Origin of the sequence: Burkholderia sp. MSMB617WGS (assembly GCF_001532025.2) — a bacterium.
Classification (GTDB): Bacteria; Pseudomonadota; Gammaproteobacteria; order Burkholderiales; family Burkholderiaceae; genus Burkholderia; species Burkholderia savannae.
Map to the genome: position 1 here is coordinate 2,306,854 of NZ_CP013458.1, position 22,494 is coordinate 2,329,347.

A 22,494-nucleotide genomic window follows, 5' to 3' on the forward strand; every position below is an offset into this window, starting at 1 on the left:
CTTGGCACTTGGCACTTGGCACTCGACAATTAGCACGTCCCGCATCGCATTCGATCGCGGCGCGAAATGCCACTTCGCCCGCGTTCCGGCATGCGCCGAAGCGCGCCACACCGCCTTGTCGTACCGCCACGGCGAACGCGAGCCGGATCGCCCCGCCGTTCGCGTCCGGCGACGCCGTCGAGTGAATTCGAACGCACCATTGCGCCCGACCGGCCGCGTTTCGTGATCGCCTGGCGCGCACCGCGCGCGGAAAATCGCGGGAAAAAAGCGCGCCGTCCCGCGCTGTCCCGCGCTGTCCCGCGCTGTCCCGCGCCGTCCCGCGACGCGCCGCGACGCGCCGCGCGCCGCCGCGATCCGCCCGCCGACGCGCGCGCCGCCCCCTGCGCCGTCAATGCGGCAGCGCCGGAATCATCCAGCTCAGCACGTGCTGCTGGAGAAACACGAGCACGCCGAGCAGCAGCGTGAGGATCACGCTGTGCCAGAAGGTCCGCGCGAACACGACGCCTTCCTGCCCTTTCAGATCGGTCGTCGACACGCCGGTCGCGATGTTCTGCGGCGAGATCATCTTGCCCATCACGCCGCCCGACGAGTTCGTCGCGGCCATCAGCACCGGATCGAAGCCGAGCTGCTTCGCGGCGACGACCTGCAGGTTGCCGAAGAGTGCGTTGCCCGACGTGTCGCTGCCCGACAGGAACACCGCGATCCAGCCGAGCGTGGCCGACACGAGCGGGAACAGCGCGCCCGTCGACGCGACGCCCATCCCGAGCGTGTAGCTCATCCCCGAATAGTTGAGCAGGTACGCAAGCCCGACGATCATCATCACGGTGACGATCGCGATGCGCGTCTGCCGCCACGTCTGCGCGACGCAGCCGAAGAAGCTCGCGACGCCGGTGCGCGTCCACACGGCCGTGACGATCGCCGACAGCAGGATCGCGGTGCCGGTGCCGAGCGGCTGGAAATCCCAGATCGCCACGTACGGCTTGTGATAGAGCGTCATGTAGACCGCGTCGTGCAAGCCGGGCCACTTGATCTTCATGTCGCCGATCGCGGCGACGCCCGCGTGCACCCAGAAGATCACGATCACCGACACGACGAGCCACGGCAGCCAGCCGCCGTAGCCGACGCGCCCGTGCGCGGCGCCCGCGCCGACGGCCGCGTCGCCGCGCGGGATCGCGAACTGCGGATCGGGCCGCGGCTTCCAGATTTTCAGGAATCCGATCGTCACGATCAGCGACGTGAGCGACGACAGCACGTCGGTCAGCTGATAGCTGATGAAGTTCGACGTGACGAACTGCGCGAGCGCAAAGCTGCCGCCGGACACGAAAAGCGCCGGCCACAGCCGGCCGATCGAACGCAGGCCGCCGTAGATCCCGACGACGTAGAACGGCAGCAGCAGCGCGAAGAACGGCAGCTGGCGGCCGACCATCGCGCCGAGCGTGTCCGGATGCAGCGACGTCACCGCGCCGAGCACGGTGATCGGCACGCCGAGCGCGCCGAACGCGACGGGCGCGGTGTTGAAGATCAGCGCGAAGGTGAGCGCCTCGATCGCCGGAAAGCCGAGCGCGATCAGGAGCGCGCTCGTGATCGCGACGGGCGTGCCGAAGCCGGAAATGCCTTCGAGCAGGCAGCCGAACGAGAACGCGACGACGAGCAGCACGAGGCGGCGATCGTCGGGCAGATGATCGAGCATCCATTGGCGGAACTGGTCGAAGCGGCCCGATTTCACCGCGATGTTGTACAGCAGCAGCGCGTTGAACACGATCCACATCACGGGGATCAGCGCGAGCGCCATGCCCGCGCCGACCGCGTCCAGCGCGAGCCCGACCGGCATCCCCCAGACGGCGACCGCGACGACGATGCCGGTCGCGAGGCCCGCGAGCGACGCCTGCCACGCCGGACGGCGGAACAGCCCGAGCATCGCGAGCGCGACCGCGATCGGCAGCACGGCGACGAGAAACGACAGCGCGAGCGAATGGGCGACGGGGGTCAGCGGCTGGGCGAACGCGATCCCCGCCGGCAGTGCGATTGAAGGGTTCATGTTGTCTCCTGTCTCCCCTCGGAACGGTTCCTGTCTCGGTCTTGTCGTCGATCTTGTCGTCGATCTTGTTGTCGATCTTGTTGTCGATCTTGTTGTCGATCTTGTCGTCGATCTTGTCGTCGATCTTGTTGTCGGTCTTGTTGTCGGTCTTGTCGTCGGCCTTGTCGTCGGCCTTGTCGTCGGCCTTGTCGTCGGCCTTGTCGTCGGCGGCGCTTCGCGCGCCGCGCGCGTGCGCTCGCATCCTTGCACGCGCGTCTTCGCCGGACGCGCGGCGATGGCGGCGGGCGGCGGGCGGCGGAGCGCCCCGCCGCCGCGTCAGCCCGCCTGCAGGTGCCGCTTGAACGCGAGCCGGTAACGGTGCAGCAGCGGCTCGGTATAGCCGCTCGGCTGGTCGCGCCCCTCCAGCACGAGCGCGCGTGCGGCGCGCAACGCGTACGAATTCGCGCCGTCGGGCGCCATCGGGCGATAGTGCGCGTCGCCCGCGTTCTGCGCATCGACGACGCGCGCCATCCGCTCGAACACCGCATCGACGAACGCGCGCGTCACGACGCCGTGATGCAGCCAATTCGCGATGTGCTGGCTTGAGATGCGCAGCGTCGCGCGGTCTTCCATCAGGCCGACGTCGTGGATGTCGGGCACCTTCGAGCAGCCGACGCCCTGCTCGACCCAGCGCACGACGTAGCCGAGAATCCCCTGCGCGTTGTTCTCGACTTCGGCGCGGATCTCGTCCTCGCTCCACGCGGCGCGCTCGACGACGGGAATCGTCAACAGGCCGTCGAGCAGCGCGTCGCGCTCGCGCGCGTAGTCGATCGTTTCGAGTTCCTGCTGGACCGCCTGCACGTCGACCTCGTGATAATGCAGCGCGTGCAGCGTCGCCGCGGTCGGCGAGGGCACCCACGCGGTGTTCGCGCCCGCGCGCGGATGCGCGATCTTCTGCTCGAGCATCGCGCGCATCAGGTCCGGCATCGCCCACATGCCCTTGCCGATCTGCGCGCGGCCGCGCAGCCCGGCCGCGAGCCCGGCGAGCACGTTGTTGCGCTCGTACGCGGCGATCCACGCGGACGACTTCATGTCGCCCTTGCGGCACATCGGCCCGGCTTCCATCGCGCTGTGCATCTCGTCGCCCGTGCGGTCGAGAAAGCCCGTGTTGATGAACGCGACGCGCGCCGGCGCCGCCGCGATGCACGCGGACAGGTTCACGCTCGTGCGGCGCTCCTCGTCCATGATCCCCATCTTGATCGTGTCGCGCGGCAAGCCGAGCAGATCCTCGACGCGCGCGAACAGCGCGTCCGCGAACGCGACTTCCGCCGGCCCGTGCATCTTCGGCTTCACGATGTAGATCGAGCCCGTGCGCGAGTTGCGCTTCGACTGCAGATCGTGCATCGCGCAAAGCGTCGTCACGACGCCGTCGAGGACACCTTCCGGAATCTCGTTGCCGTCGCGCCCGAGCACCGCGTTCGTCGTCATCAGATGGCCGACGTTACGCACGAAGAGGAGCGAGCGGCCGTGCAGCGTCAGCGTCGAGCCGTCGGGCGCGCGGTACTCGCGGTCCGCGTTCAGGCGGCGCGTGAACGTGCGCCCGCCCTTGTCGACCGCCTCGGTCAGCGTGCCCTGAATCAGCCCGAGCCAGTTGCGGTAGAGCTGGACTTTGTCGTCCGCGTCGACGGCCGCGACCGAATCCTCGCAATCGATGATCGTGCTCACCGCCGCCTCGAGCACCACGTCGTTCACGTGCGCCGGATCGTTCCGGCCGATCGGCGCCGACGCGTCGATCCGGATCTCGATGTGCAGCCCGTGGTGCGTGAGCAGCACGACGCCCGGCGCGTCGGCCTCGCCCTGGTGGCCGGCGAACTGCCCGGGGCGCGCGAGCGTTTTCGTGCCGTCGCGGGTGTCGACGGCGAGCCTGCCGCCCTCGACGCGATAGCGGAGCGCGTCGCGATGCGAGCCGTGCAGGAGCGGCACCGCGCGATCGAGGAAATCGCGCGCGTAGTCGATCACGCGCTGGCCGCGCACCGGGTTGTAGGGGCCCGCGCGCGTCGCGCCGCCGTCCTCGGGCAGCGCATCGGTGCCGTACAGCGCGTCGTACAGGCTGCCCCAGCGCGCGTTCGCCGCGTTCAGCGCGTAGCGCGCGTTCGACAGCGGCACGACGAGCTGCGGCCCCGCCTGCGACGCGATTTCGGCGTCGACGTTCGCCGTCGTCACCGCGACGCGCTCGGGCGGCGGCACCAGATAGCCGATCCGATCGAGGAACGCGCGGTAGGCGCGCGGATCGCGCACCGGTCCGGGGTGCGCGCGGTGCCAGCCGTCGAGCTCGCGCTGCAGCCGGTCGCGCTCGGCGAGCAGCGCGCGGTTGCGCGGCGCGAGGTCGTGCACGAGCGCGGCGAAGCCCCGCCAGAACGCGCCCGCGTCGACGCCCGTGCCGGGCAGCGCCTCCTGCTCGATGAACCGGGCAAGACCTTCGTCGACCTGGAGTCCGTGTAGCTCGATCATGCTGCTTTCTCCGTCGGTTACGTCGCTCGCCGCCGTGCTCGTGCGGCGATACTGCTTGCGTTTGCGCTCGCGCCTGCGTTCGCGATCCGCACGTTTCGATCGGGCCTTACGCCCGATACAGAGGCGAGCGCGGCCACGACTTGCCCGCGGCCTGCCCGTGGCCTGCCCGCGAATTGCCCGCGGCCTGCCCGCCGACGATCGCCGGCGCACCGCCTTCGGGCGTCGCCGCGAGCGGCGCGGCCGGGAACGCGGCGCGTCCGGCGGCGGGCGCTGGCCGCGCGGCTGGAATCGCCGCGCGGCAGGCTGCGCCGAAGATGTGCGCAATCGCTGCACGCAGCGGGAGCAGCGCGGGCGGCGTGAGCGGAACCGGTAGCGGCCGGCGTCGATCACGCCTGCATAGAGCTTAGTCCCCCGGTGGCCATACGGAAGTCAGTGCTTCTTCGAGTACGACGGATGCCGAGTGCGACGGATGCGCCGCCCGCGACGCGGCGTCGACGCGCGCGAGCCCGGGCGCACGGCCGCCGTCGCCTGCGACCGCAATCGTCGCGGGCCGGGCGCTGCGTTTCGCTTCGGCCCGTGTCACATCGCCGCGGACCGCTTCGGCACGAGCGGCTTCGAGGCTTCGACATGAGGGCCAATGCCGGCGATGCCGAGTCCGGATTGGGTCGGTACGTCGGGCATGCGTCGGGCATGCTTTTGATCGGAGGCAAGCACGAAATCGACTTGCGCGGCCTTGTCGCGTACGCGCACGGCCAATGCGCCGGAACGCGTGCGCTACGCGACTTCCGGGCAACCCGAAGGTGCGGCGACGCAACATCGCAAAAACGCCCGCGCGCGTTGCATTCAGGCTGGTCCGACCACACTGCCGCCCTTGTCCAGCAAGGCTGTTACATGCGGTAAATCTTCCGTTCGGCCGAACGCGGCCGCTTTAAGAATCGTTTAAGACTCGGCCGGCACCATCCGTCACCAGTATCGTTTCAGGAGGTTCCCGATGAGCGCCGTCGACACGTCCGCCGCGGTTCGCCCGGCCGCCCCCTCGGCCAAACCGAAAACCATGCTGCGCCGCCTGCTCAGCCATCACGAGATCGCGACGCTGCTGATCCTGCTGCACGCGCCGATCGGCGCGAACGCGAAGCCGGAACTGCCAGCATTGCAGGAAGCCGGCCTCGTCGAAATGGTCCGCACCGACATGGATGCGGCGCCGTCCTTTCGTCTGACGGAAAACGGCAGCGCCGTGCTGAAGGGCCTCGGCTACCGATAATCGTCCGATCGATTCGGCGACGGCCGGCCGATGCCGGTCGCGCCCGCCGACGCTTCGTCTTCGTCATGGCCGGCCCGATGGGCCGGTTCGTTTTTTTGGCGAACGCAATTGAGGCGTGCGGTTGGGCTGTGGAGTCTTTTGTCCGACTTTTGGCTTCTTCGCTTCTTCGCTTCTTCGCTTCTTCGCTTCTTCGCTTCTTCGCTTCAAGCCTTCAAGCCTTCGAGGCTTTCCACTTCGGCTCCGGCTCCGGCTCCGGCGTTGGCGTTGGCGTTGGCGTTGGCGTTGGCTTCGGCTTCGGCTTCGGCTTCGGCTTCCAGGATTATCGGTTTCGCGAGGCTTCGAACGCTCGGCATCCGGGCCGGCTTGCCGTCGATCTCGCGATACGCCCGGCCGACCGGCGCTTCGATCAAGCCGCGCGCGTTCTCCGAACCCCGCCGCCCGCTCGCCCGCCCAGCCGCGACGCGCGATCGCCCGCGCGCCGCCGCCCGAGCAAGTCCCGAGCAAGTCCCGAGCGAACCCCGAGCAAGCCCCGATCTCAGCCCCCCCGCCCCTCCTGCAACATCAGCCGATATTCGGTCGGCGTCACGCCGACCGTCGCCTTGAACTGCCGCGTGAATGCGCTGTGATCGGTATAGCCGCACAGCGCGGCGACGTCCGTCACCTTGTCGTGCGTGACGAGGAGCGCGGTCGCCGCGTCGAGCCGCGCCTTCAGCAGCATCTGCCGCGGCGTCAGATGAAACACCTTGTGGAAATAGCGCTCGAGCTGCGCGACCGACATCCCCGCCATCCCGGCGAGATGCTTCAGGTTCAGCGGCTGCACATAGTGCGCGTGGATGTAGCGGACGACGTCCGCGATGCGGCTGTACGCCGGGTGCGAGCTCTCGTGCGCGCGCAGGTCGCGCGACAGCCCCGCGATCCCGACGATCCTCCCCTGCGCGTTGCGCAGCGGCTCCTTGCACGTCAGGCACCAGCCGGGCTGGCGGCCCGAGTACAGATGCAGCTCGAGCTGATCGGTCAGTTGCCGGCCGCCCGCGATGATCGCCAGATCCTGCTCGACATAGCTGCGGCCGAAGCGGCGCGGAAAGACTTCGTCCGCGGCCTTGCCGTACAGGCCGCGCTTGTCCTTGTAGCCGCAGCGCTGCGCGAGCGTGCGGTTCACGAGCGCGTAGCGCGCATGCACGTCCTTCACGAAGAACGCGACGTCGGGCAGCGCGTCGAACACCGGCTCCAGCTGCGCGAAATGCGCGAGCATCGCGGCGAAGCCGTCGTCGTCCGGGGGGGCGGGCTGAGCGGAGGAAGCGGAAGCGGCCGACATCGCCCCGGCCGAGGCGGACGCGGCCGTCGTGGGCGCGGCCGATGCGGCGGACGCGGCGGACAGCTTCTCGGGCGGTACGGCAAGCAAAGTCATCATACGGATCTCGCGCGTCGAAACACGGATGGCGTCGATTATAGGAGCGCGTCGTCGGGCGCGACGAGCAGCGTGTCGATTCGCGCGGGCGAAAACGGCGGGCGCGGCGGGCTCGGCGGCGCGTCGTCCCAGCCGAAATACGCGTGCGCGGCCGCGCCGCAGACGCGCCCCTGGCACGCGCCCATCCCGCAGCGCGTTTGCAGCTTCGCGTCGCGCGCCGACGCGTGCGCGCGCACCGCGCCGATCGTCACGTCCTCGCAGCGGCACAGCAGCGTGTCGTCGGGCGGCAGCGCGCGCGCCGCGTCGCGCAGCGCGAACGTCTCGGCCACCCGCGACGCGAAGCGCCGCCACGTCGCACGCGCGCGCAGCAATGCGGCAACGCGCGCGCGGCCGTCCGGCGCCGCGTCCGCGCCAGCCGCCGCGAGCCCGGCCAGCTCGCCTTCGATCCGCGCGAGCTCGACGCCGCCGACGCCCGTGCATTCGCCCGCCGCGTACACGTGTTCGACCGACGTGCGCTGCGCATCGTCGATCGCGATCGCGCGGTCGCGCACCGCGCAGCCGAGCGCCAGCGCGAGCGTCACGTTCGGCACGAGGCCGAAGCCGCACGCGAGGCGATCGCATTCGAGCATCGCGCGCGCGCCGCCCCGCTCGATCGTGACCGCACGCACGCGCGCGTCGCCGTGCGCTTCGCGCACGACCGCGCCCGTCAGATAACGCGTGCCGGCAAAGCCGCGCGTGAGCCGCGCCGCCTGCGCGAGCTTCGACGGCGTCGCCGCGAGCGACAGCGCGAAACGCGCGAGCGCGTCGAGCGGCGCCTGCTCGACGACCGCGACGACGCGCGCGCCCGCCGCGCGCGCGGTCGCGAGCGACGCGATCAGAAGCGGCCCGCTGCCCGCGATCACGACGCGCTCGCCGCGCACCGGCAGGCCGCCCTTGATCAGCGCCTGCAGCCCGCCCGCGCCCGTCACGCCGGGCAGCGTCCAGCCGGCAAACGGCAGCAGCAGCTCGCGCGCGCCGCAGCACAGGATCAGCTTCCGGTAACCGAGCGAAAGCGCCCGCTCCGCGTCCTCGACGAGCAGCGCGCCGGGCTGCGGCGCGGCGACGACGCGCGTCGCCGCCAGGTGGCGCACGCCCGGCTGCCGCAGCACGTCGAAGCTCGCGCGCGCCGGCGCGCTCGGCGCGGCGCCCGGCCCCTGCCGCCAGACCTGTCCGCCCGCGCGCGGGTTGTCGTCGACGATCGCGACCGTGCGGCCGCTCCGCGCGGCCGCGCGCGCGGCCGCGAGGCCCGCCGGCCCCGCGCCGACGATCGCGACGTCGACCATCAGATGCTCGTTCGTCATCGCGTGCGCTCCACCTGCATGCCTTCGCGGCAGAGCGTCTGGCATGCGAGCCTGCGCCGTCCGTCGATCGTCACCCTGCACTCCTGGCAAATGCCCATCCCGCAAAACGGCGCGCGCGCGGCGCCCGTGCACGACGTGCGCGCCGTGTCGTCGCCGCTGCGTGCGAGCGCGGCCGCGACGGTCGTGCCGTCGGCCACGTCGAGCGGACGGCGATCCAGATAAATGATCATTGAAGCTCTCCGGCCACGGCCGATTTCGACGTCGACAAGAAACGCCCCGGCAGATACGGCTCGACGTCGATCGCCGCGCGCTCGCCGAACATCCGCGCGGCGAGCACGCGCGCGCTGCCGGGCGCGGTCGTCACGCCGAGCCCCTCGTGCCCGACCGCGAGCCACAGCCCGCGCTGCGACGGATGCTCGCCGACAAGCGGCAGGCCGTCCGGGCTCGCGCAGCGAAAGCCCGTCCACGCGCGAATGCCGTTCAGGCCGGCGAGCGCGGGCAGATAGCCGACCGCGCGACGCAGCATCCGCGCGAGCACGGGCGCCTCGACGCGCGGGTCCTCGGTGTCGAACTGCCGCGACGAGCCGATCAGCAACTGCCCGGTCGGCCGCGGCTGCACGTTGAACGCGACCGACGTGCCGTCGCTCGCATGCGCGCTCGCCGCGTAGCCGAGCTCGACGAGCTGGTGCGACACCTGCGCCGGATAGCGGTCGGTGATCAGCAGATGGCCCTTCTTCGGCCGCAGCGGCAGCTCCGGCAGGAGCGCGCGCGCCGCGACGCCGTTCGCGACGACGACGGCCTCCGCGCGCAGCGTGTCGCCGCCGTCGAGCGCGACGCTCGCGCCCTCGACGGCGACGGCCTTCGCGCGCCGCTGCGTGACGCCCGGCAGCCGGCCGAGCAGCCAGCTCGCGGCGACGGGCGCGTACAGGATGCCGTCGCCCGGAATCCTCAGCGCGCCGCCCAGGCCCGCGCGCAGCATCGGCTCGAGCGCGGCGAGCGCCGCGCGATCGATCAGCTCGCCCGCGACGCCGCGCTCGGCGAGCGCCGCCTGTTTCGCGCGCGCGAGGTCCATCTCGTGCGCGTCGGCGGCGAGCCACAGCGTGCCGCAGTTGCGATACGCGCAGCCGTCGGGCATCGCGTCGCGCAGCGCGTTCCACAGCTCGATCGAATAGTGGGTGAGCGCAAGCTCGGCCGCGTTGTCGTCCATCGCGACCAAGTGGCCCATGCCCGCGCCCGTCGCGCCGCCGCTGCCGTCATCGACGACCACGACGCGCAGCCCGCGCCGCGCGAACTCGTGCGCGCACGCGGCGCCGACGATGCCCGCGCCGATCACGACGACGTCGGTCCGCGATTCGCTCACGACACGATGCCCCAGCCGAACGGATCGTCGTCCTCGATCATGAGCGTCGCCTCGGCGCTCAAGTGCGCGCTGCCGCGAATCGTCGGCACGATGCCGCCTTCGGCGGGTTCGTAACTCGCCGAGAACACGCTGCCGATCACGCTCGCCTGCCGCCACGTCGCGCCGGGCGCGAGCTTGCCGTCCGCAGCAAGGCACGCGAGCTTCGCGCTCGTGCCGGTGCCGCACGGCGAGCGGTCGTACGCGTGGCCCGGGCACAGCACGAAGCTGCGGCTGTCGTGCTCGGGATCGTCGGCGAACAGCTCGATGTGATCGATCGGCGCGCCGTCGCGGCCCGTCACGCCCGCGCGCTCCAGCCCCTCGCGCACCGCCGACGCGTACGCGCTCAGCGCCGCGACGTTCTCGCCCGCGACGCGCTGGCCGTGATCGCTCGCGAGAAAGAACCAGTTGCCGCCCCACGCGACGTCGCCCGTCACCGCGCCGTGCCCCGGCACGTCGACGACGACGCCCTTCGCGTGCCGGTACGCGAGCACGTTGCGCACGCTGACGGACAGATCGCCGTGCAGCGTCGCCTCGACGTCGCCCACCGGCGTCTCGATCCGGTGCACGCCGGGCGCGATGCGGCCCATGTGATGCAACGTGCGCACGAGCCCGATCGTGCCGTGCCCGCACATGCCGAGGTAGCCCGCGTTGTTGAAGAAGATCACGCCCGCGGCCGCGTCGGCCGAGACGGGCTCGCACAGCAGCGCGCCGACGAGCACGTCGCTGCCGCGCGGCTCGAGGATGCACGCTGTGCGGAAACGGTCGTGCTCGCGCGCGAGCACCGCGAGGCGCTCGGCCATCGACGCGCCGCCGAGCGCCGGAAAGCCGGACACGACGACGCGCGTGGGTTCGCCGCCCGTATGCGAATCGATGATGTGGATGTGCTTCATGTCGCGTCGATCGAAGGTGGAAATGCGCACAGCTTCCCTTGTCGCGCATCGCGCCGCTTGTGCGTTTTCGATGATGCGCGCGACGAAATCGGCACAGCCCGGCGGGCGCGCCGGCGATCGCGCCCCGATTGTGCCGATTTCATCTTTTCACGGTTGGAAAAGGCTCAAGCCTCGCGGCTTTTCGGCGGCGATACTGGTTCACGCACCGACGACGCCCGTCGGCCCCCATTCGAACGTAGGAGATATTCAGTGAGCCGTAACGCCATTCAATGGAGCGGGGTCTTCCCCGCCGTCAGCACCCAGTTCAAGCCGGACTTCTCTCTCGACGTCGACGCGACGCACCGCGTCGTGAAGAACCTGGTGAACGACGGCGTGTCGGGCCTCGTCGTCTGCGGCACGGTCGGCGAGAACACGTCGTTGTCCACGTCGGAAAAGCTCCAGGTGATCGAGGCCGCGCGCGACGCGGCGGGCGGCAAGGTGCCGGTGATCGCCGGCATCGCCGAGTTCACGACCGAGTTCGCGCGCAACACGGTGCGCGAGGCGCAGCGCGTCGGCGTCGACGGCGTGATGGTGATGCCCGCGCTCGTCTATTCGGCCAAGCCGCACGAGACGGCCGCGCACTTTCGCGCGGTCGCGAAGGGCACCGACCTGCCGGTGATGGTCTACAACAATCCGCCGATCTACAAGAACGACGTGACGCCCGACGTGCTGATCGCGCTGCAGGACTGCGAGAACATCGTCTGCTTCAAGGATTCGTCGGGCGACACGCGCCGCTTCATCGACCTGCGCAACGCCGTCGGCGAGCGCTTCGTGCTGTTCGCGGGGCTCGACGACGTGGTGGTCGAGAGCATCGCCGTGGGCGCCGAAGGCTGGGTGTCGGGCATGTCGAACGCGTTCCCGAAGGAAGGCGAGACGCTGTTCCGCCTCGCGAAGCAGAAGCGCTTCGACGAAGCGCTCGCGCTGTACCGCTGGTTCATGCCGCTGTTGCACCTCGACGCACGGCCGGACCTCGTGCAGTGCATCAAGCTGTGCGAAGAGCTGGTCGGCCGAGGCAGCGCGCTCACGCGTGCGCCGCGCCTCCCGCTGCAAGGCGACGCGCTCGCGCAGGTGAAGGCGATCGTCGCGAAGGCGCTCGAAACGCGTCCGACGCTGCCGGACGTCGGCCTCTGATCGACGCGCGCGTCGCACGCCCGCGGCGGCCGGAGCGGGACGCGTCGGTGCGCGGTCGCGGTCGCGCCGCCGCGTGCCCTCCGCCGTTCGCGCGGCGCGGCGCGCGGCCCGCGCGCCGGCTTTCCGTTACGCGCGGCGGCCGCACCGCGCGCGAAACCGCGACGGTACGGCGCCCGCGCGATCCGGCACGCCGCAGCCGTGCCGGACGACCGAACCGGCGCAAACGACGCAAACGACCCGGTCGACGCGAACGGCTTCGCCGCGCGGGCCGCCCCGCTCACCGCAACGGCACCCTCAGTCGTAGTCGTAGTCGTAGTCGCAACCGCAACCGCAGTCGCAGTCGCAGTCGCAGTCGCAACCGCAACCGCAGCCGCAGCCGCAGCCGCAGCCGCAGCCGCAGCTGCAACTGCAACTGCAAGTAACTGCAACCGCAGCAACGACCGCGGCCGCCGCCGCACACGAGCCGCCACGCCCCGGCCGCCGCTCGAAGCAAGCCCATCAAAAATCAAGGAGACAAGCCCATGCCCGCTCAAGGCAACGCCCAACGATCCGTGCCGCTCGCACGGCCCGCCGCTCCCGATGCCGGCCACGGCAAGTTCAAGAAACAGTTGTCGCTCACCGACCTGACGTTCATCGGCCTCGGCGCGATCTTCGGCTCGGGGTGGCTGTTCGCCGCGAGCCACGTGTCGACGATCGCGGGCCCGGCCGGCATCCTCTCGTGGCTGCTCGGCGGCTTCGCGGTGCTGCTGCTCGGCATCGTCTACTGCGAGCTCGGCGCCGCGCTGCCGCGCGCGGGCGGCGTCGTCCGCTATCCGGTGTTCTCGCACGGCCCGCTGCTCGGCTATCTGATGGGCGCGATCACGCTGATCGCGTTCTCGAGCCTGATCGCGATCGAAGTCGTGGCCGCGCGGCAGTATGCGGCCGCGTGGTTTCCGGGCCTGACGGCCGCGGGCTCGGGCGAGCCGACGACGCTCGGCTGGCTCGTGCAGGCGGGCCTCCTCTGTTTCTTCTTCTACCTGAACTATTCGAGCGTGAAGACGTTCGCGAAGGCGAACAACGTGATCAGCGTGTTCAAGTTCGTCGTGCCGCTGTCGGTGATCGGCGTGCTGTTCGCGTTCTTCAAGCCCGCGAACCTGACGATCCACGGTTTCGCGCCGTTCGGCATGCCCGGCATCGAGATGGCCGTGTCGGCGGGCGGCATCATCTTCGCGTATCTCGGCCTCACGCCGATCGTGTCGGTCGCGAGCGAGGTGCGCAATCCGCAGCGCACGATCCCGATCGCGCTGATCCTGTCGATCGTGCTGTCGACGCTGATCTACGTGCTGCTGCAGCTCGCGTTTCTCGGCAGCATCCCGACCGCGATGCTCGCGCTCGGCTGGCACGACGTGAGCCGCGCGTTCTCGCTGCCGTATCGCGACATCGCGCTCGCGCTGGGCGTCGGCTGGCTCGCGTACATGGTCGTGGCCGACGCGATGATCTCGCCCTCCGGCTGCGGCAACATCTACATGAACGCGACGCCGCGCGTCGTCTACGGCTGGGCGAAGACGGGCACCTTCTTCAAGGTGTTCACGCGCGTCGACGAGGCCTCCGGCATTCCGCGCGCCGGGCTGTGGCTCACGTTCGCGCTCGCGATCTTCTGGACGCTGCCGTTCCCGTCGTGGGAGGCGCTCATCAACACCGTGTCGGCCGCGCTCGTGCTGAGCTACGCGGTCGCGCCCGTGTCGGTCGCCGCGCTGCGCCGCACCGCGCCCGAGCTGCCGCGGCCGTTCCGCGCGAGCGCGTTCGCGATCACCGGGCCCGCGTCGTTCGTGATCGCCGCGCTGATCGTCTACTGGTCGGGCTGGAGCACCGTGTCCTGGCTGCTCGGGCTGCAGATCGCGATGTTCGTCATCTATCTCGCGTGCCGCCGCTGGGTGCCGACCGCGCACCTGAGCCTCGCCGAGCAGGTTCGCTCGTCGCTGTGGCTGATCGCGTTCTACGCGCTGATGATCGTCGCGTCGTATTTCGGCGGCTTCGGCGGCACCGGGCAGCTCGCGCATCCGTACGACACCGTCGTCGTCGCCGCCGCCGCGCTCGTCATCTATTACTGGGGCGCGCATACCGGCGTGCCGGCCGCGAAGCTGCAGCTCGACGACGACGAGAACTGACGCGCGGCCCCGGCCGCATCCGCTTTTTCATCGGCCGGGCAGGCAACGCCCGGCCTGCACTTTTTCGAGGAGAACCATGCGACTCACAGGCCAGCTTTTGATCGGTCAATCCGAGGCGTTCGGGCAGAACGGCTCGTTTCTCGCGATCGACGCCGCGAGCGGCGCGCCGCTCGAACCCGCGTTCGGCGGCGCGAGCCTGCGCGATCTGGAAACCGCGTGCGCGCTCGCGGACGATGCGTTCGACGCGTATCGCGAGACCCCGCTCGACGCGCGCGCCGCGTTTCTCGACGCGATCGGCCGCCACATCGGCGCGCTCGGCGACGCGCTGATCGAGCGCTGCGTCGCCGAATCGGGATTGCCGCGCGCGCGCATCGAGGGCGAGCGCGCGCGCACCATCGGCCAGCTCGGGCTGTTCGCCGCGCTCGTGCGCGACGGCGGTTTTCTCGATGCGCGCATCGACCCCGCGCGCCCGGACCGCTTGCCGCTGCCGCGCGTCGACCTGCGGCTGCGCAACGTCGCAATCGGGCCCGTCGCCGTGTTCGGCGCGTCGAACTTTCCGCTCGCGTTCTCGGTCGCGGGCGGCGACACCGCATCCGCGCTCGCGGCCGGGTGCCCGGTGATCGTCAAGGCGCATTCCGCGCATCCGGGCACGTCCGAGCTCGTCGGCCGCGCGATCCAGGCGGCCGCGCGCGAGTGCGCGCTGCCGGCCGGCGTGTTCTCGCTGCTGTTCGACGCGTCGCGCGAGATCGGCCAGGCGCTCGTCGCCGATCCGCGCGTCAAGGCGGTCGGCTTCACCGGCTCGCGGCGCGGCGGCGTCGCGCTGATGCACATCGCGGCCGCGCGGCACGAGCCGATTCCGGTCTACGCGGAGATGAGCTCGATCAATCCGGTGCTGCTGCTGCCCGATGCGCTCGCCGCGCGACACGATGCGATCGCGCGGCAGTTCGTCGCGTCGCTCACGCTCGGCGCGGGGCAGTTCTGCACGAATCCGGGGCTGATCCTCGCGCTCGACGGCCCGGCGCTGCGCGCGTTCGAGGCCGCGGCCGCGGCCGCCGTCGACGCGGCCGCGCCCGCGACGATGCTCACGCCGCACATCCATGCGAGCTACGGCGAAGGCGTCGCGCGGCTCGCGTCGCACGACGCGGTCGAGCGGCTCGGCGAAGGCCCCGCGGGCGATCGCCATCAGGCGCGCGCCGCGCTGTTCGCGACGACGGCGCACGCGTTCATGACGCACGCCGAGCTGCGCGACGAAGTGTTCGGCCCCGCGTCGCTGATCGTGCGTTGCGCGGACGTCGACACGCTGCATCGGGTGCTGAAGTCGCTCGAAGGCCAGTTGACGATCGCCGCGCATCTCGCCGACGGCGACGCGCCGCTGTTCGCGAAGCTGCTGCCGACGCTCGAGCGCCGCGCCGGCCGCATCCTCGTGAACGGCTTCGGCACGGGCGTCGAGGTCGGCCATGCGATGGTGCACGGCGGGCCGTTCCCGGCGACGTCGGACACGCGCACGACGTCGGTCGGCGCGCGCGCGATCGAGCGCTTCCTGCGGCCGGTGTCGTACCAGGACGTGCCCGCCGCGCTGCTGCCCGACGCGCTGCGCGACGACAATCCGCTGCGCATCGCGCGGCGCATCGACGGCGTGATCGCGCAGCGGGAGCCGCGCGATGACTGATCCTCGGCGCCTCGCGCAAGACGTCGTGCTGTCGCTCGACGAAGTGCACGCGCTCGCGCGGCGCGTGCTCGCGCGCCACGGGCTGTCCGACGCGCACGCCCGCGCGATCGCGAACGTCGTCACGCAGGGCCAGCGCGACGAATGCCATTCGCACGGCGTCTACCGGCTGCTCGTCTGCGTGCGCTCGCTGCGCCACGGCAAGGTCGATCCGCAGGCGGTGCCGACGCTGCGCCGGCTTTCGTCGTCGATCGTGTCCGTCGACGCGCATCGCGGCTTCTCGCTGCTCGCGTTCGAGACCGGCCTGCCCGTGCTCGTCGAGATGGCGCGGCGGCACGGCATCGCCGCGATGGCGATCAACCGCTGCTACCACTTCTCCGCGCTGTGGCCCGAAGTGGAGGCGATCGCCGCGCACGGCCTCGCCGGCATCGCGATGAACCCGAGCCACAGCTGGGTCGCGCCGGAAGGCGGCGCGAAGCCGGTGTTCGGCACGAACCCGCTCGCGTTCGCGTGGCCGCGCCCGGGCGGCCTGCCGTTCGTGTTCGATTTCGCGACGAGCGCGATCGCGCGCGGCGACATCGAGCTGCACGCGAAAGAAGGCAAGCCGATTCCGCCGCACTGGGCGATCGACGCGAACGGCGCGCCGACCACCGATCCGCGAGCCGCGCTGCAAGGCGCGATGCGCACGTTCGGCGGGCACAAGGGCTCGGCGCTCGCGGCGATGATCGAGCTGCTCGGCGGCGCGCTGATCGGCGACATGACGAGCGCCGAATCGATGGCGTTCGACGAGGGCGTCGGCGCGACGCCGTGCCATGGCGAGCTCGTGATCGCGCTCGATCCGAAGGCGTTTCTCGGCGACGATCTCGAAGCCGGCCTCGCGCGCGGCGAGCGGATGCTCGACGCGATCGTCGCGCAGGGCGCGCGGCTGCCGTCGCAGCGGCGCTTCGACGCCCGCGCGCGCAGCGTCGCGAACGGCGTGCGGATTTCCGCCCGGCTCCACGACGAGATCCTCGCGCTGCTCGATTGACCTATCGGCGGCGAAGCCGAACGCCGCCCGCATGCGTGGCCGCGCAAGCGGGCGGCGCGCCCCCACGCATCGTTGCCCGCCCGTCGGCAATTGACGATTTCCACGATGCCGGCCGCGCCGTCGGGCATTCGTCAGTCCTGTAGAATCGCCGGCACTGCGTCACGTTCGTCTCCGCGCGGCCCCTACCGGCCGCCGCGCGGTTCGTGTCCCGTGCGACAACCCGCGCGTTGCACCGTCAGTCCGACGACGAGGCCCGCCGCCCGGCTCGGTTTGCCGCGCGGTACACAACCATTCGAACCAAGATCGCCCCGACCATGCCCGCATCCGAACTGAGCGCCGCGCCGAGCGCCGCGCCGCGCGCCCTCACGCGCCGCGACTACAAGACCCTGAGCCTCGCCGCGTTGGGCGGCGCGCTGGAGTTCTACGATTTCATCATCTTCGTGTTCTTCGCGCCCGCGATCGGCCAGTTGTTCTTTCCGCACGACATCCCCGACTGGCTGCGCCAGTTGCAGACGTTCGGCATCTTCGCGGCCGGCTATCTCGCGCGGCCGCTCGGCGGCATCGTGATGGCGCACTTCGGCGACCTCGTCGGCCGCAAGCGGATGTTCACGCTGAGCGTGCTGCTGATGTCGGTGCCGACGCTGCTGATGGGCCTGCTGCCGACTTACGACAGCGTCGGCCTGCTCGCGCCGATCGCGCTGCTGCTGTTCCGCGTGCTGCAAGGCGCGGCGGTCGGCGGCGAAGTGCCGGGCGCATGGGTGTTCGTGTCCGAGCACGTGCCGCCGCAGCGCATCGGCTACGCGTGCGGCACGCTCACGTCGGGCCTCACGGTCGGCATCCTGCTCGGCTCGCTCGTCGCGACGGCGGTCAACAGCCGCTTCTCGGCGGCCGAAGTCGGCGCGTTCGCGTGGCGCATTCCGTTCCTGCTCGGCGGCGTGTTCGGCCTTTTCTCCGTCTATCTGCGCCGCTGGCTGCACGAGACGCCCGTGTTCGCCGAGATGAAGGCGCGCAAGACGCTCGCGGCCGAGATCCCGCTGAAGGCGGTGATCCGCGACCACGGCCGCGCGGTGATCGTGTCGATGCTGCTCACGTGGATGCTGTCGGCCGCGATCGTCGTCGTGATCCTGATGACGCCGACGCTGTTGCAAAAGCAGTTCCACGTCGCGCCCGCGACCGCGCTGTTCGCGACCAGCGTCGCGACGCTGTGCCTGACGGCCGGCTGCATCACCGCCGGCACGCTCGCGGACCGCTTCGGCGCGAAGGCGGTGCTGTCGATCGGCGGCATCGCGATCGCGGCGTGCTTCTACGCGATGTTCTCGCAGCTCGCCGTCGACGCGACGCGCCTCGTGCCGCTCTACGCGCTCGCGGGCTTCGCCGTCGGCACGATCGGCGCGGTGCCGACCGTGATGGTCAAGAGCTTTCCGGCCGTCGTGCGCTTCTCGGGCATCTCGTTCTCGTACAACGTCGCGTACGCGGTGTTCGGCGGGCTTACGCCGGTGATCGTGTCGTTGATGATGAAATCGAATCCGCTCGCGCCGGCGCTTTATGTCGCGGCGGTCTGCGCGCTCGGCGCGGTCGCGGTGATGTTCGCGAAGGACGCCGAGTAACGCATGAACGCGTGCGGGCGGCGAAGGGCCGCACGCACGCACGCTTGCCGGACTGCGCGATTCGCTGTCGCGCCGGCGGGCGGACCGGCCGGCGTCGTCGAATCCGGCGAATCCGTCGCATCGATGGCGCCGCGACGCCCCGCGCCTCGCACCTTCCGACCCTGCTTCTTCGGTTCTGCTTCTTCGGTTCTGCTTCTTCGGTTCTGCTTCTTCGGTTCTGCTTCTTCGGTTCTGCTTCTTCGGTTCTGCTTCTTCGGTTCTGCTTCTTCGGTTCCTGCATTTCAGTTTCCGCGCCGCCCGGCCTGCGCTCCGCCGCCGCTCGACGTTCGCCGCTCGCGCCGCCGCGCGCAGCGAATCGCCGCAATCCTCCGCGCGTGCGCGCGAACGCCGCCGCACGCGCCCGGCTCGCCGCCCGCACCGCATTCGACATTTCAGAAGAGCCCGCAACGTCGCCGCATCGCACGGCACTACGATGCACGCATGGACACGCACATTCCCCACCCCGCCCTTTCCCGCGCCGCGCTCGTGCGCATCGTCTCGACCGTGAGCGCGGGCTTCGTCATCACGCAGCTCGACGTCACGATCGTCAACGTCGCGCTCGCGCGCATCGGCGCCGATCTGCGCACGAGCGTCGCGGGCCTGCAATGGATCGTCGACGCGTACACGCTCGCGGTCGCCGGGCTGATGTTGTCCGCCGGCGCGCTCGGCGACCGCTTCGGCGCGCGCCGGCTGTTCGCGGCCGGGCTCGCGCTCTTCGCGCTCGCGTCGTTCGTCTGCGGCGTCGCCGCGAACGCGGGCACGCTGATCGCCGCACGCGCGCTGCAAGGGCTCGCGGCGGCCGCGATGCTGCCGAACTCGCTTGCGCTCCTCAACCATGCGTGCGCGCACGATCCGCGGCTGCGGGCGCGCGCGGTCGGCTGGTGGACCGCGTCGGGCGCGATCTCGATCGCGGCGGGCCCCGTGATCGGCGGCCTGCTGATCGCGCAGTTCGGCTGGCGCAGCATCTTTTTCGTCAATCTGCCGCTGTGCGCCGCGGGGCTCGTTGCAACGTTCCTGTGGATCGGCGAAGACGGCGCGCGGGCGGCGGCAGCCGGCCGCGACGATTCAGGCGCGGGCCGTCCGGCCGAGGCGACGGCGACCGACGCGACGGCAAGCGCGAACGCGTCCCGCGCGAATGCCGCGGTGCGCGCCGCCGCCGCCCGCCCGCGCGGCGTCGATCTTCCCGGCCAATGTCTCGCCGTCGTCGCGCTGACGCTCTTCACCGGCGCGGTGATCGACTGGCGTCCGGCGCTCGTCGCCGTCGCGCTCGCGGCCGCCGCCGCGTTCGTGTTCGTCGAGTCGCGCAGCGCGCATCCGATGATGCCGCTCGCGCTGTTCAAGCAGCGCACGTTCAGCGTCGCCGTGCTGTTCGGCGTCTGCATGAATCTGTCGTACTACGGCATCATCTTCGTGCTGAGCCTGTATCTGCAGCGCGTGCGGCACGACTCGCCGCTCGAGGCGGGGCTCGCGTTCCTGCCGCTCACGGGCGGCTTCCTGCTGTCGAACGTCGCGAGCGGCTGGGCGACCGCGCATTACGGCGCGCGCCGGCCGATGATCGTCGGCGCGCTGATCGGCGCGACCGGGTTCGCGCTGCTGAGCCTCGTGCGCGCCGACACGCCGACCGTGGCGCTCGTCGTGCCGTTCCTGCTGATTCCGGGCGGCATGGGGCTCGCGGTGCCCGCGATGACGACGACGGTGCTCGCGTCGGTCGAGCGCTCGCGCGCCGCGACCGCGTCGGCGGTGCTCAACGCCGCGCGGCAGGCGGGCGGCGCGATCGGCGTCGCCGCGTTCGGCGCGCTCGCGAGCGGCGCGCTGCCGGCGCAGATCGTGCCGGGGCTGCACGCGTCGGCGTGCGTGTCGGCCGCCCTCTTCGTCGCCGCCGCGGCGATGGCGAGCGCCGTGCGCGGCGCGCCGCATCCGGCGGCGTCGGCGAAGCCCGCGAGCGCGAACGCGCGTTGACGACGTTCGGGCGGCAAGGGGTTCGAGGCCGGGGTTCGGGGTTCGGGGTTCGGGGTTCGGGGTTCGGGGTTCGGGGTTCGGGGTTCGGGGTTCGGGGTTCGGGGTTCGAGGTTCGAGGTTCGAGGCCGGGGCCGGGGCCGGGGCTCGGTCGCCGTTAGCCGTTAGCCACTAGTCCTTAGTCCTTAGCCGGTCGCGTTCCGACCGCGCCCACCGCGCCGTCGTTCGCGCGCCCCGGCCAGCCGCCCGCCGGTTTCCATTCGTTCGCGACCGATCAGACCGTTTCCGCCCGCGCCGCGCGATCCCGCGGCCAACCCTCGCAGCACCGCTCGCCCCGGCTCGCGCCGACGATTTCATTACGCCAATCATTGCGTTTTCCCTTCTCACGCGACGCGAAATCCGATCGTTCGTAATCCTCGAGATTACGAACGGTAATATATATGCGAATCATTCTCATTTGTATTGACAGCCTATTCCGGCCTGCATACGATGCGCCCGCATCGCGCCGTTTGCGCGTTTCGCCAACGATCAACGCGCGCATCCGGACACCGCGATCGCGCGACAAGAGGAAGAGACTTCAATGCAATTCGCGCCGCTCCCCGAACGATCGCCCCGCGATCGTCACCTTGCCTTCGGCCGCGCGGCGCTCGCCTGCGCATGGCTGTTCAGTTCGGCCGCTTTCGCCGCCGCGTCGCCCGACGCGCAGCCGGAAGCGCCCGAAGCCGACCTCGCGATCCACGCACAACCGGCAACGCAATGGACGGGCGTCTGGACGCGCCAGAACCTGCTCGGCGACATCGGCGGCCTGCGGCCGTGGCTCGGCAAGTACGGCGTCACGTTCAGCCTGCAGGAGACGAGCGAATATCTGGCGAACCTGCGCGGCGGCCTGAAGCGCGGCGGCACCTACGACGGCCTCACGACCGCGGCCGTCACCGTCGACACGCAAAAGGCGTTCGGCCTGCCGGGCGGCACGTTCAACGCGAGCGCGCTGCAGATTCACGGCCGCAACCTGAGCCAGTACAACCTCGGCACGCTGAACACCGCGAGCGGCATCGAGGCGCAGGACACGACGCGGCTCTGGGAGCTGTGGTACCAGCAATCGTTCCTCGATCAGCGCGTCGACGTGAAAATCGGCCAGCAGAGCCTCGATCAGGAATTCATCGTCAGCCAGTACGCCGCGACGTTCGTCAACACGATGTTCGGCTGGCCCGCGTTGCCGTCGTACGATCTGCCCAACGGCGGCCCCGCGTATCCGCTCTCGTCGCTCGGCGTGCGCGTGCGCGGGCGCATCACGCCTTCGCTGACGGCGCTCGCCGGCGTGTTCGACGGCGATCCGCTCGGCAACAATCCGAGCAACCTGAGCGGCACCAATTTCAACCTGCACAACGGCACGCTCTTCATCGGCGAGCTGCAGTACGCACTCAACCAGCCGGCCGACGGCCAGATGGACACGGGGCCGTCGAACGCGCTGCCCGGCACCTACAAGATCGGCCTCTGGTATCACAACGGCCGCTTCGCCGATCAGCAGACCGACAACACCGGCCTGTCGCTCGCGAATCCGGCGACAAGCGGCGTCGCGCGCGCGCATCACGGCGACTACAGCTTCTACGCGGTCGCCGACCAGATGGTCTGGCGGCCCGACCCGACGGGCGCGAAGAGCCTCGGCGTGTTCGCGCGCGTGATGGCCGCGCCCGGCGACCGCAATCTCGTCAGCGTCGCGGCCAACGCGGGCGTCGTGCTGAAGGCGCCGTTCGAGGGCCGCGACAACGACAGCGTCGGGCTCGCGCTCACGTACGTCAAGGTCGGCTCGCACGCGCGCGCGCTCGACGAAAACTTCGCGAACTTCACGGGCGGGCCGTACGGCGTGCGCACGAGCGAGACGACGCTCGAGGCGACGTACCAGTACCAGGTCACGCCGTGGTGGCAGCTGCAAGCGGACGCGCAATACACGTTCAACGCCGGCGCGGGCCAAAACCCGAGCGATCCGACGCAGCCGCTGCACAACACGTTCGTCGTCGGGCTGCGCACCAACGTCACGTTCTGAGCACGCCGAAAG

The 22,494-nt window shown here is 70.8% G+C and carries 18 protein-coding genes; 9 read left to right on the top strand and 9 right to left on the bottom strand.

Annotation, left to right across the window (positions count from 1 at the left end; genetic code table 11):
* Positions 1 to 388: 388 nt before the first annotated feature.
* Positions 389 to 2,038 (bottom strand): L-lactate permease, encoded by a 1,650-nt coding sequence (locus tag WT60_RS31115; RefSeq protein ID WP_038754932.1) that lies wholly within the window; start codon positions 2,036 to 2,038, stop codon positions 389 to 391.
* Here WT60_RS31115 and WT60_RS31120 point away from each other — a divergent pair.
* On the top strand, positions 2,037 to 2,393 hold the full coding sequence (locus WT60_RS31120; RefSeq protein ID WP_145986926.1) for a hypothetical protein: 357 nt from the start codon (positions 2,037 to 2,039) through the stop codon (positions 2,391 to 2,393). The two genes, WT60_RS31115 and WT60_RS31120, sit on opposite strands and share 2 nt — an antisense overlap.
* Here WT60_RS31120 and WT60_RS31125 read toward each other — a convergent pair.
* Both WT60_RS31125 and WT60_RS35795 read right to left on the bottom strand, forming a co-directional pair.
* Positions 2,354 to 4,528, bottom strand: coding sequence for a malate synthase G (locus tag WT60_RS31125; protein WP_060355183.1), 2,175 nt, complete (start codon positions 4,526 to 4,528; stop codon positions 2,354 to 2,356). The two genes, WT60_RS31120 and WT60_RS31125, sit on opposite strands and share 40 nt — an antisense overlap.
* 963 nt (positions 4,529 to 5,491) lie before the next feature.
* A complete protein-coding gene (locus tag WT60_RS35795; protein WP_317135477.1) occupies positions 5,492 to 5,584 on the bottom strand; it encodes a malate synthase in 93 nt (30 codons plus the stop codon).
* On the opposite strand from WT60_RS35795, the gene WT60_RS31130 reads away from it, so the two are divergent.
* Positions 5,583 to 5,789 carry a hypothetical protein gene (locus tag WT60_RS31130; protein WP_317135476.1) on the top strand — a complete coding sequence of 69 codons (207 nt, stop codon included), beginning with the start codon at positions 5,583 to 5,585 and terminating at the stop codon, positions 5,787 to 5,789. The genes WT60_RS35795 and WT60_RS31130 overlap by 2 nt on opposite strands.
* Positions 5,790 to 5,992: 203 nt before the next feature.
* On the opposite strand, the gene WT60_RS31135 is transcribed toward WT60_RS31130, so the two are convergent.
* From WT60_RS31135 to WT60_RS31160, 6 genes are all read right to left on the bottom strand, one after another.
* Entirely contained in the window at positions 5,993 to 6,199 is a 207-nt protein-coding gene (locus WT60_RS31135) for a hypothetical protein (protein WP_060355184.1), read from the bottom strand.
* Positions 6,200 to 6,324: 125 nt separating this feature from the next.
* The gene (locus WT60_RS31140) at positions 6,325 to 7,200 is read right to left on the bottom strand and encodes an AraC family transcriptional regulator (protein WP_038750930.1); all 876 of its coding nucleotides are present in this window, start codon (positions 7,198 to 7,200) and stop codon (positions 6,325 to 6,327) included.
* 35 nt (positions 7,201 to 7,235) lie between these two features.
* Positions 7,236 to 8,537, bottom strand: coding sequence for an FAD/NAD(P)-binding oxidoreductase (locus WT60_RS31145; RefSeq protein ID WP_038750929.1), 1,302 nt, complete (start codon positions 8,535 to 8,537; stop codon positions 7,236 to 7,238).
* Positions 8,534 to 8,767 carry a (2Fe-2S)-binding protein gene (locus tag WT60_RS31150; protein ID WP_038750928.1) on the bottom strand — a complete coding sequence of 78 codons (234 nt, stop codon included), beginning with the start codon at positions 8,765 to 8,767 and terminating at the stop codon, positions 8,534 to 8,536. The genes WT60_RS31145 and WT60_RS31150 overlap by 4 nt, the downstream gene beginning before the upstream one ends.
* Positions 8,764 to 9,897, bottom strand: a complete 1,134-nt coding sequence (locus tag WT60_RS31155) for an FAD-dependent oxidoreductase (protein WP_038750927.1) — start codon at positions 9,895 to 9,897, stop codon at positions 8,764 to 8,766. The genes WT60_RS31150 and WT60_RS31155 overlap by 4 nt, the downstream gene beginning before the upstream one ends.
* Complete coding sequence (locus tag WT60_RS31160) at positions 9,894 to 10,826, bottom strand: 4-hydroxyproline epimerase (RefSeq protein ID WP_038750926.1); 933 nt, start codon at positions 10,824 to 10,826, stop codon at positions 9,894 to 9,896. The genes WT60_RS31155 and WT60_RS31160 overlap by 4 nt, the downstream gene beginning before the upstream one ends.
* A gap of 249 nt (positions 10,827 to 11,075) precedes the next feature.
* Here WT60_RS31160 and WT60_RS31165 point away from each other — a divergent pair, with 249 nt between their 5' ends.
* The 7 genes from WT60_RS31165 (at position 11,076) to WT60_RS31200 (ending at position 22,482) form a co-directional block, all read left to right on the top strand.
* A complete protein-coding gene (locus WT60_RS31165) occupies positions 11,076 to 11,996 on the top strand; it encodes a dihydrodipicolinate synthase family protein (protein ID WP_038750925.1) in 921 nt (306 codons plus the stop codon).
* Positions 11,997 to 12,517: 521 nt separating this feature from the next.
* A complete protein-coding gene (locus tag WT60_RS31175) occupies positions 12,518 to 14,143 on the top strand; it encodes an APC family permease (protein WP_059670254.1) in 1,626 nt (541 codons plus the stop codon).
* A 76-nt stretch (positions 14,144 to 14,219) separates the two neighbouring features.
* Positions 14,220 to 15,812 carry an aldehyde dehydrogenase (NADP(+)) gene (locus WT60_RS31180; RefSeq protein ID WP_038750923.1) on the top strand — a complete coding sequence of 531 codons (1,593 nt, stop codon included), beginning with the start codon at positions 14,220 to 14,222 and terminating at the stop codon, positions 15,810 to 15,812.
* The gene (locus WT60_RS31185; RefSeq protein ID WP_060355185.1) at positions 15,805 to 16,836 is read left to right on the top strand and encodes an Ldh family oxidoreductase; all 1,032 of its coding nucleotides are present in this window, start codon (positions 15,805 to 15,807) and stop codon (positions 16,834 to 16,836) included. The genes WT60_RS31180 and WT60_RS31185 overlap by 8 nt, the downstream gene beginning before the upstream one ends.
* A 314-nt stretch (positions 16,837 to 17,150) precedes the next feature.
* A complete protein-coding gene (locus WT60_RS31190; protein WP_038750921.1) occupies positions 17,151 to 18,443 on the top strand; it encodes an MFS transporter in 1,293 nt (430 codons plus the stop codon).
* A 480-nt stretch (positions 18,444 to 18,923) separates the two neighbouring features.
* The gene (locus WT60_RS31195; protein ID WP_060355186.1) at positions 18,924 to 20,441 is read left to right on the top strand and encodes an MFS transporter; all 1,518 of its coding nucleotides are present in this window, start codon (positions 18,924 to 18,926) and stop codon (positions 20,439 to 20,441) included.
* A 577-nt stretch (positions 20,442 to 21,018) separates the two neighbouring features.
* A complete protein-coding gene (locus WT60_RS31200; RefSeq protein ID WP_059646984.1) occupies positions 21,019 to 22,482 on the top strand; it encodes a carbohydrate porin in 1,464 nt (487 codons plus the stop codon).
* Positions 22,483 to 22,494 lie beyond the last annotated feature (12 nt).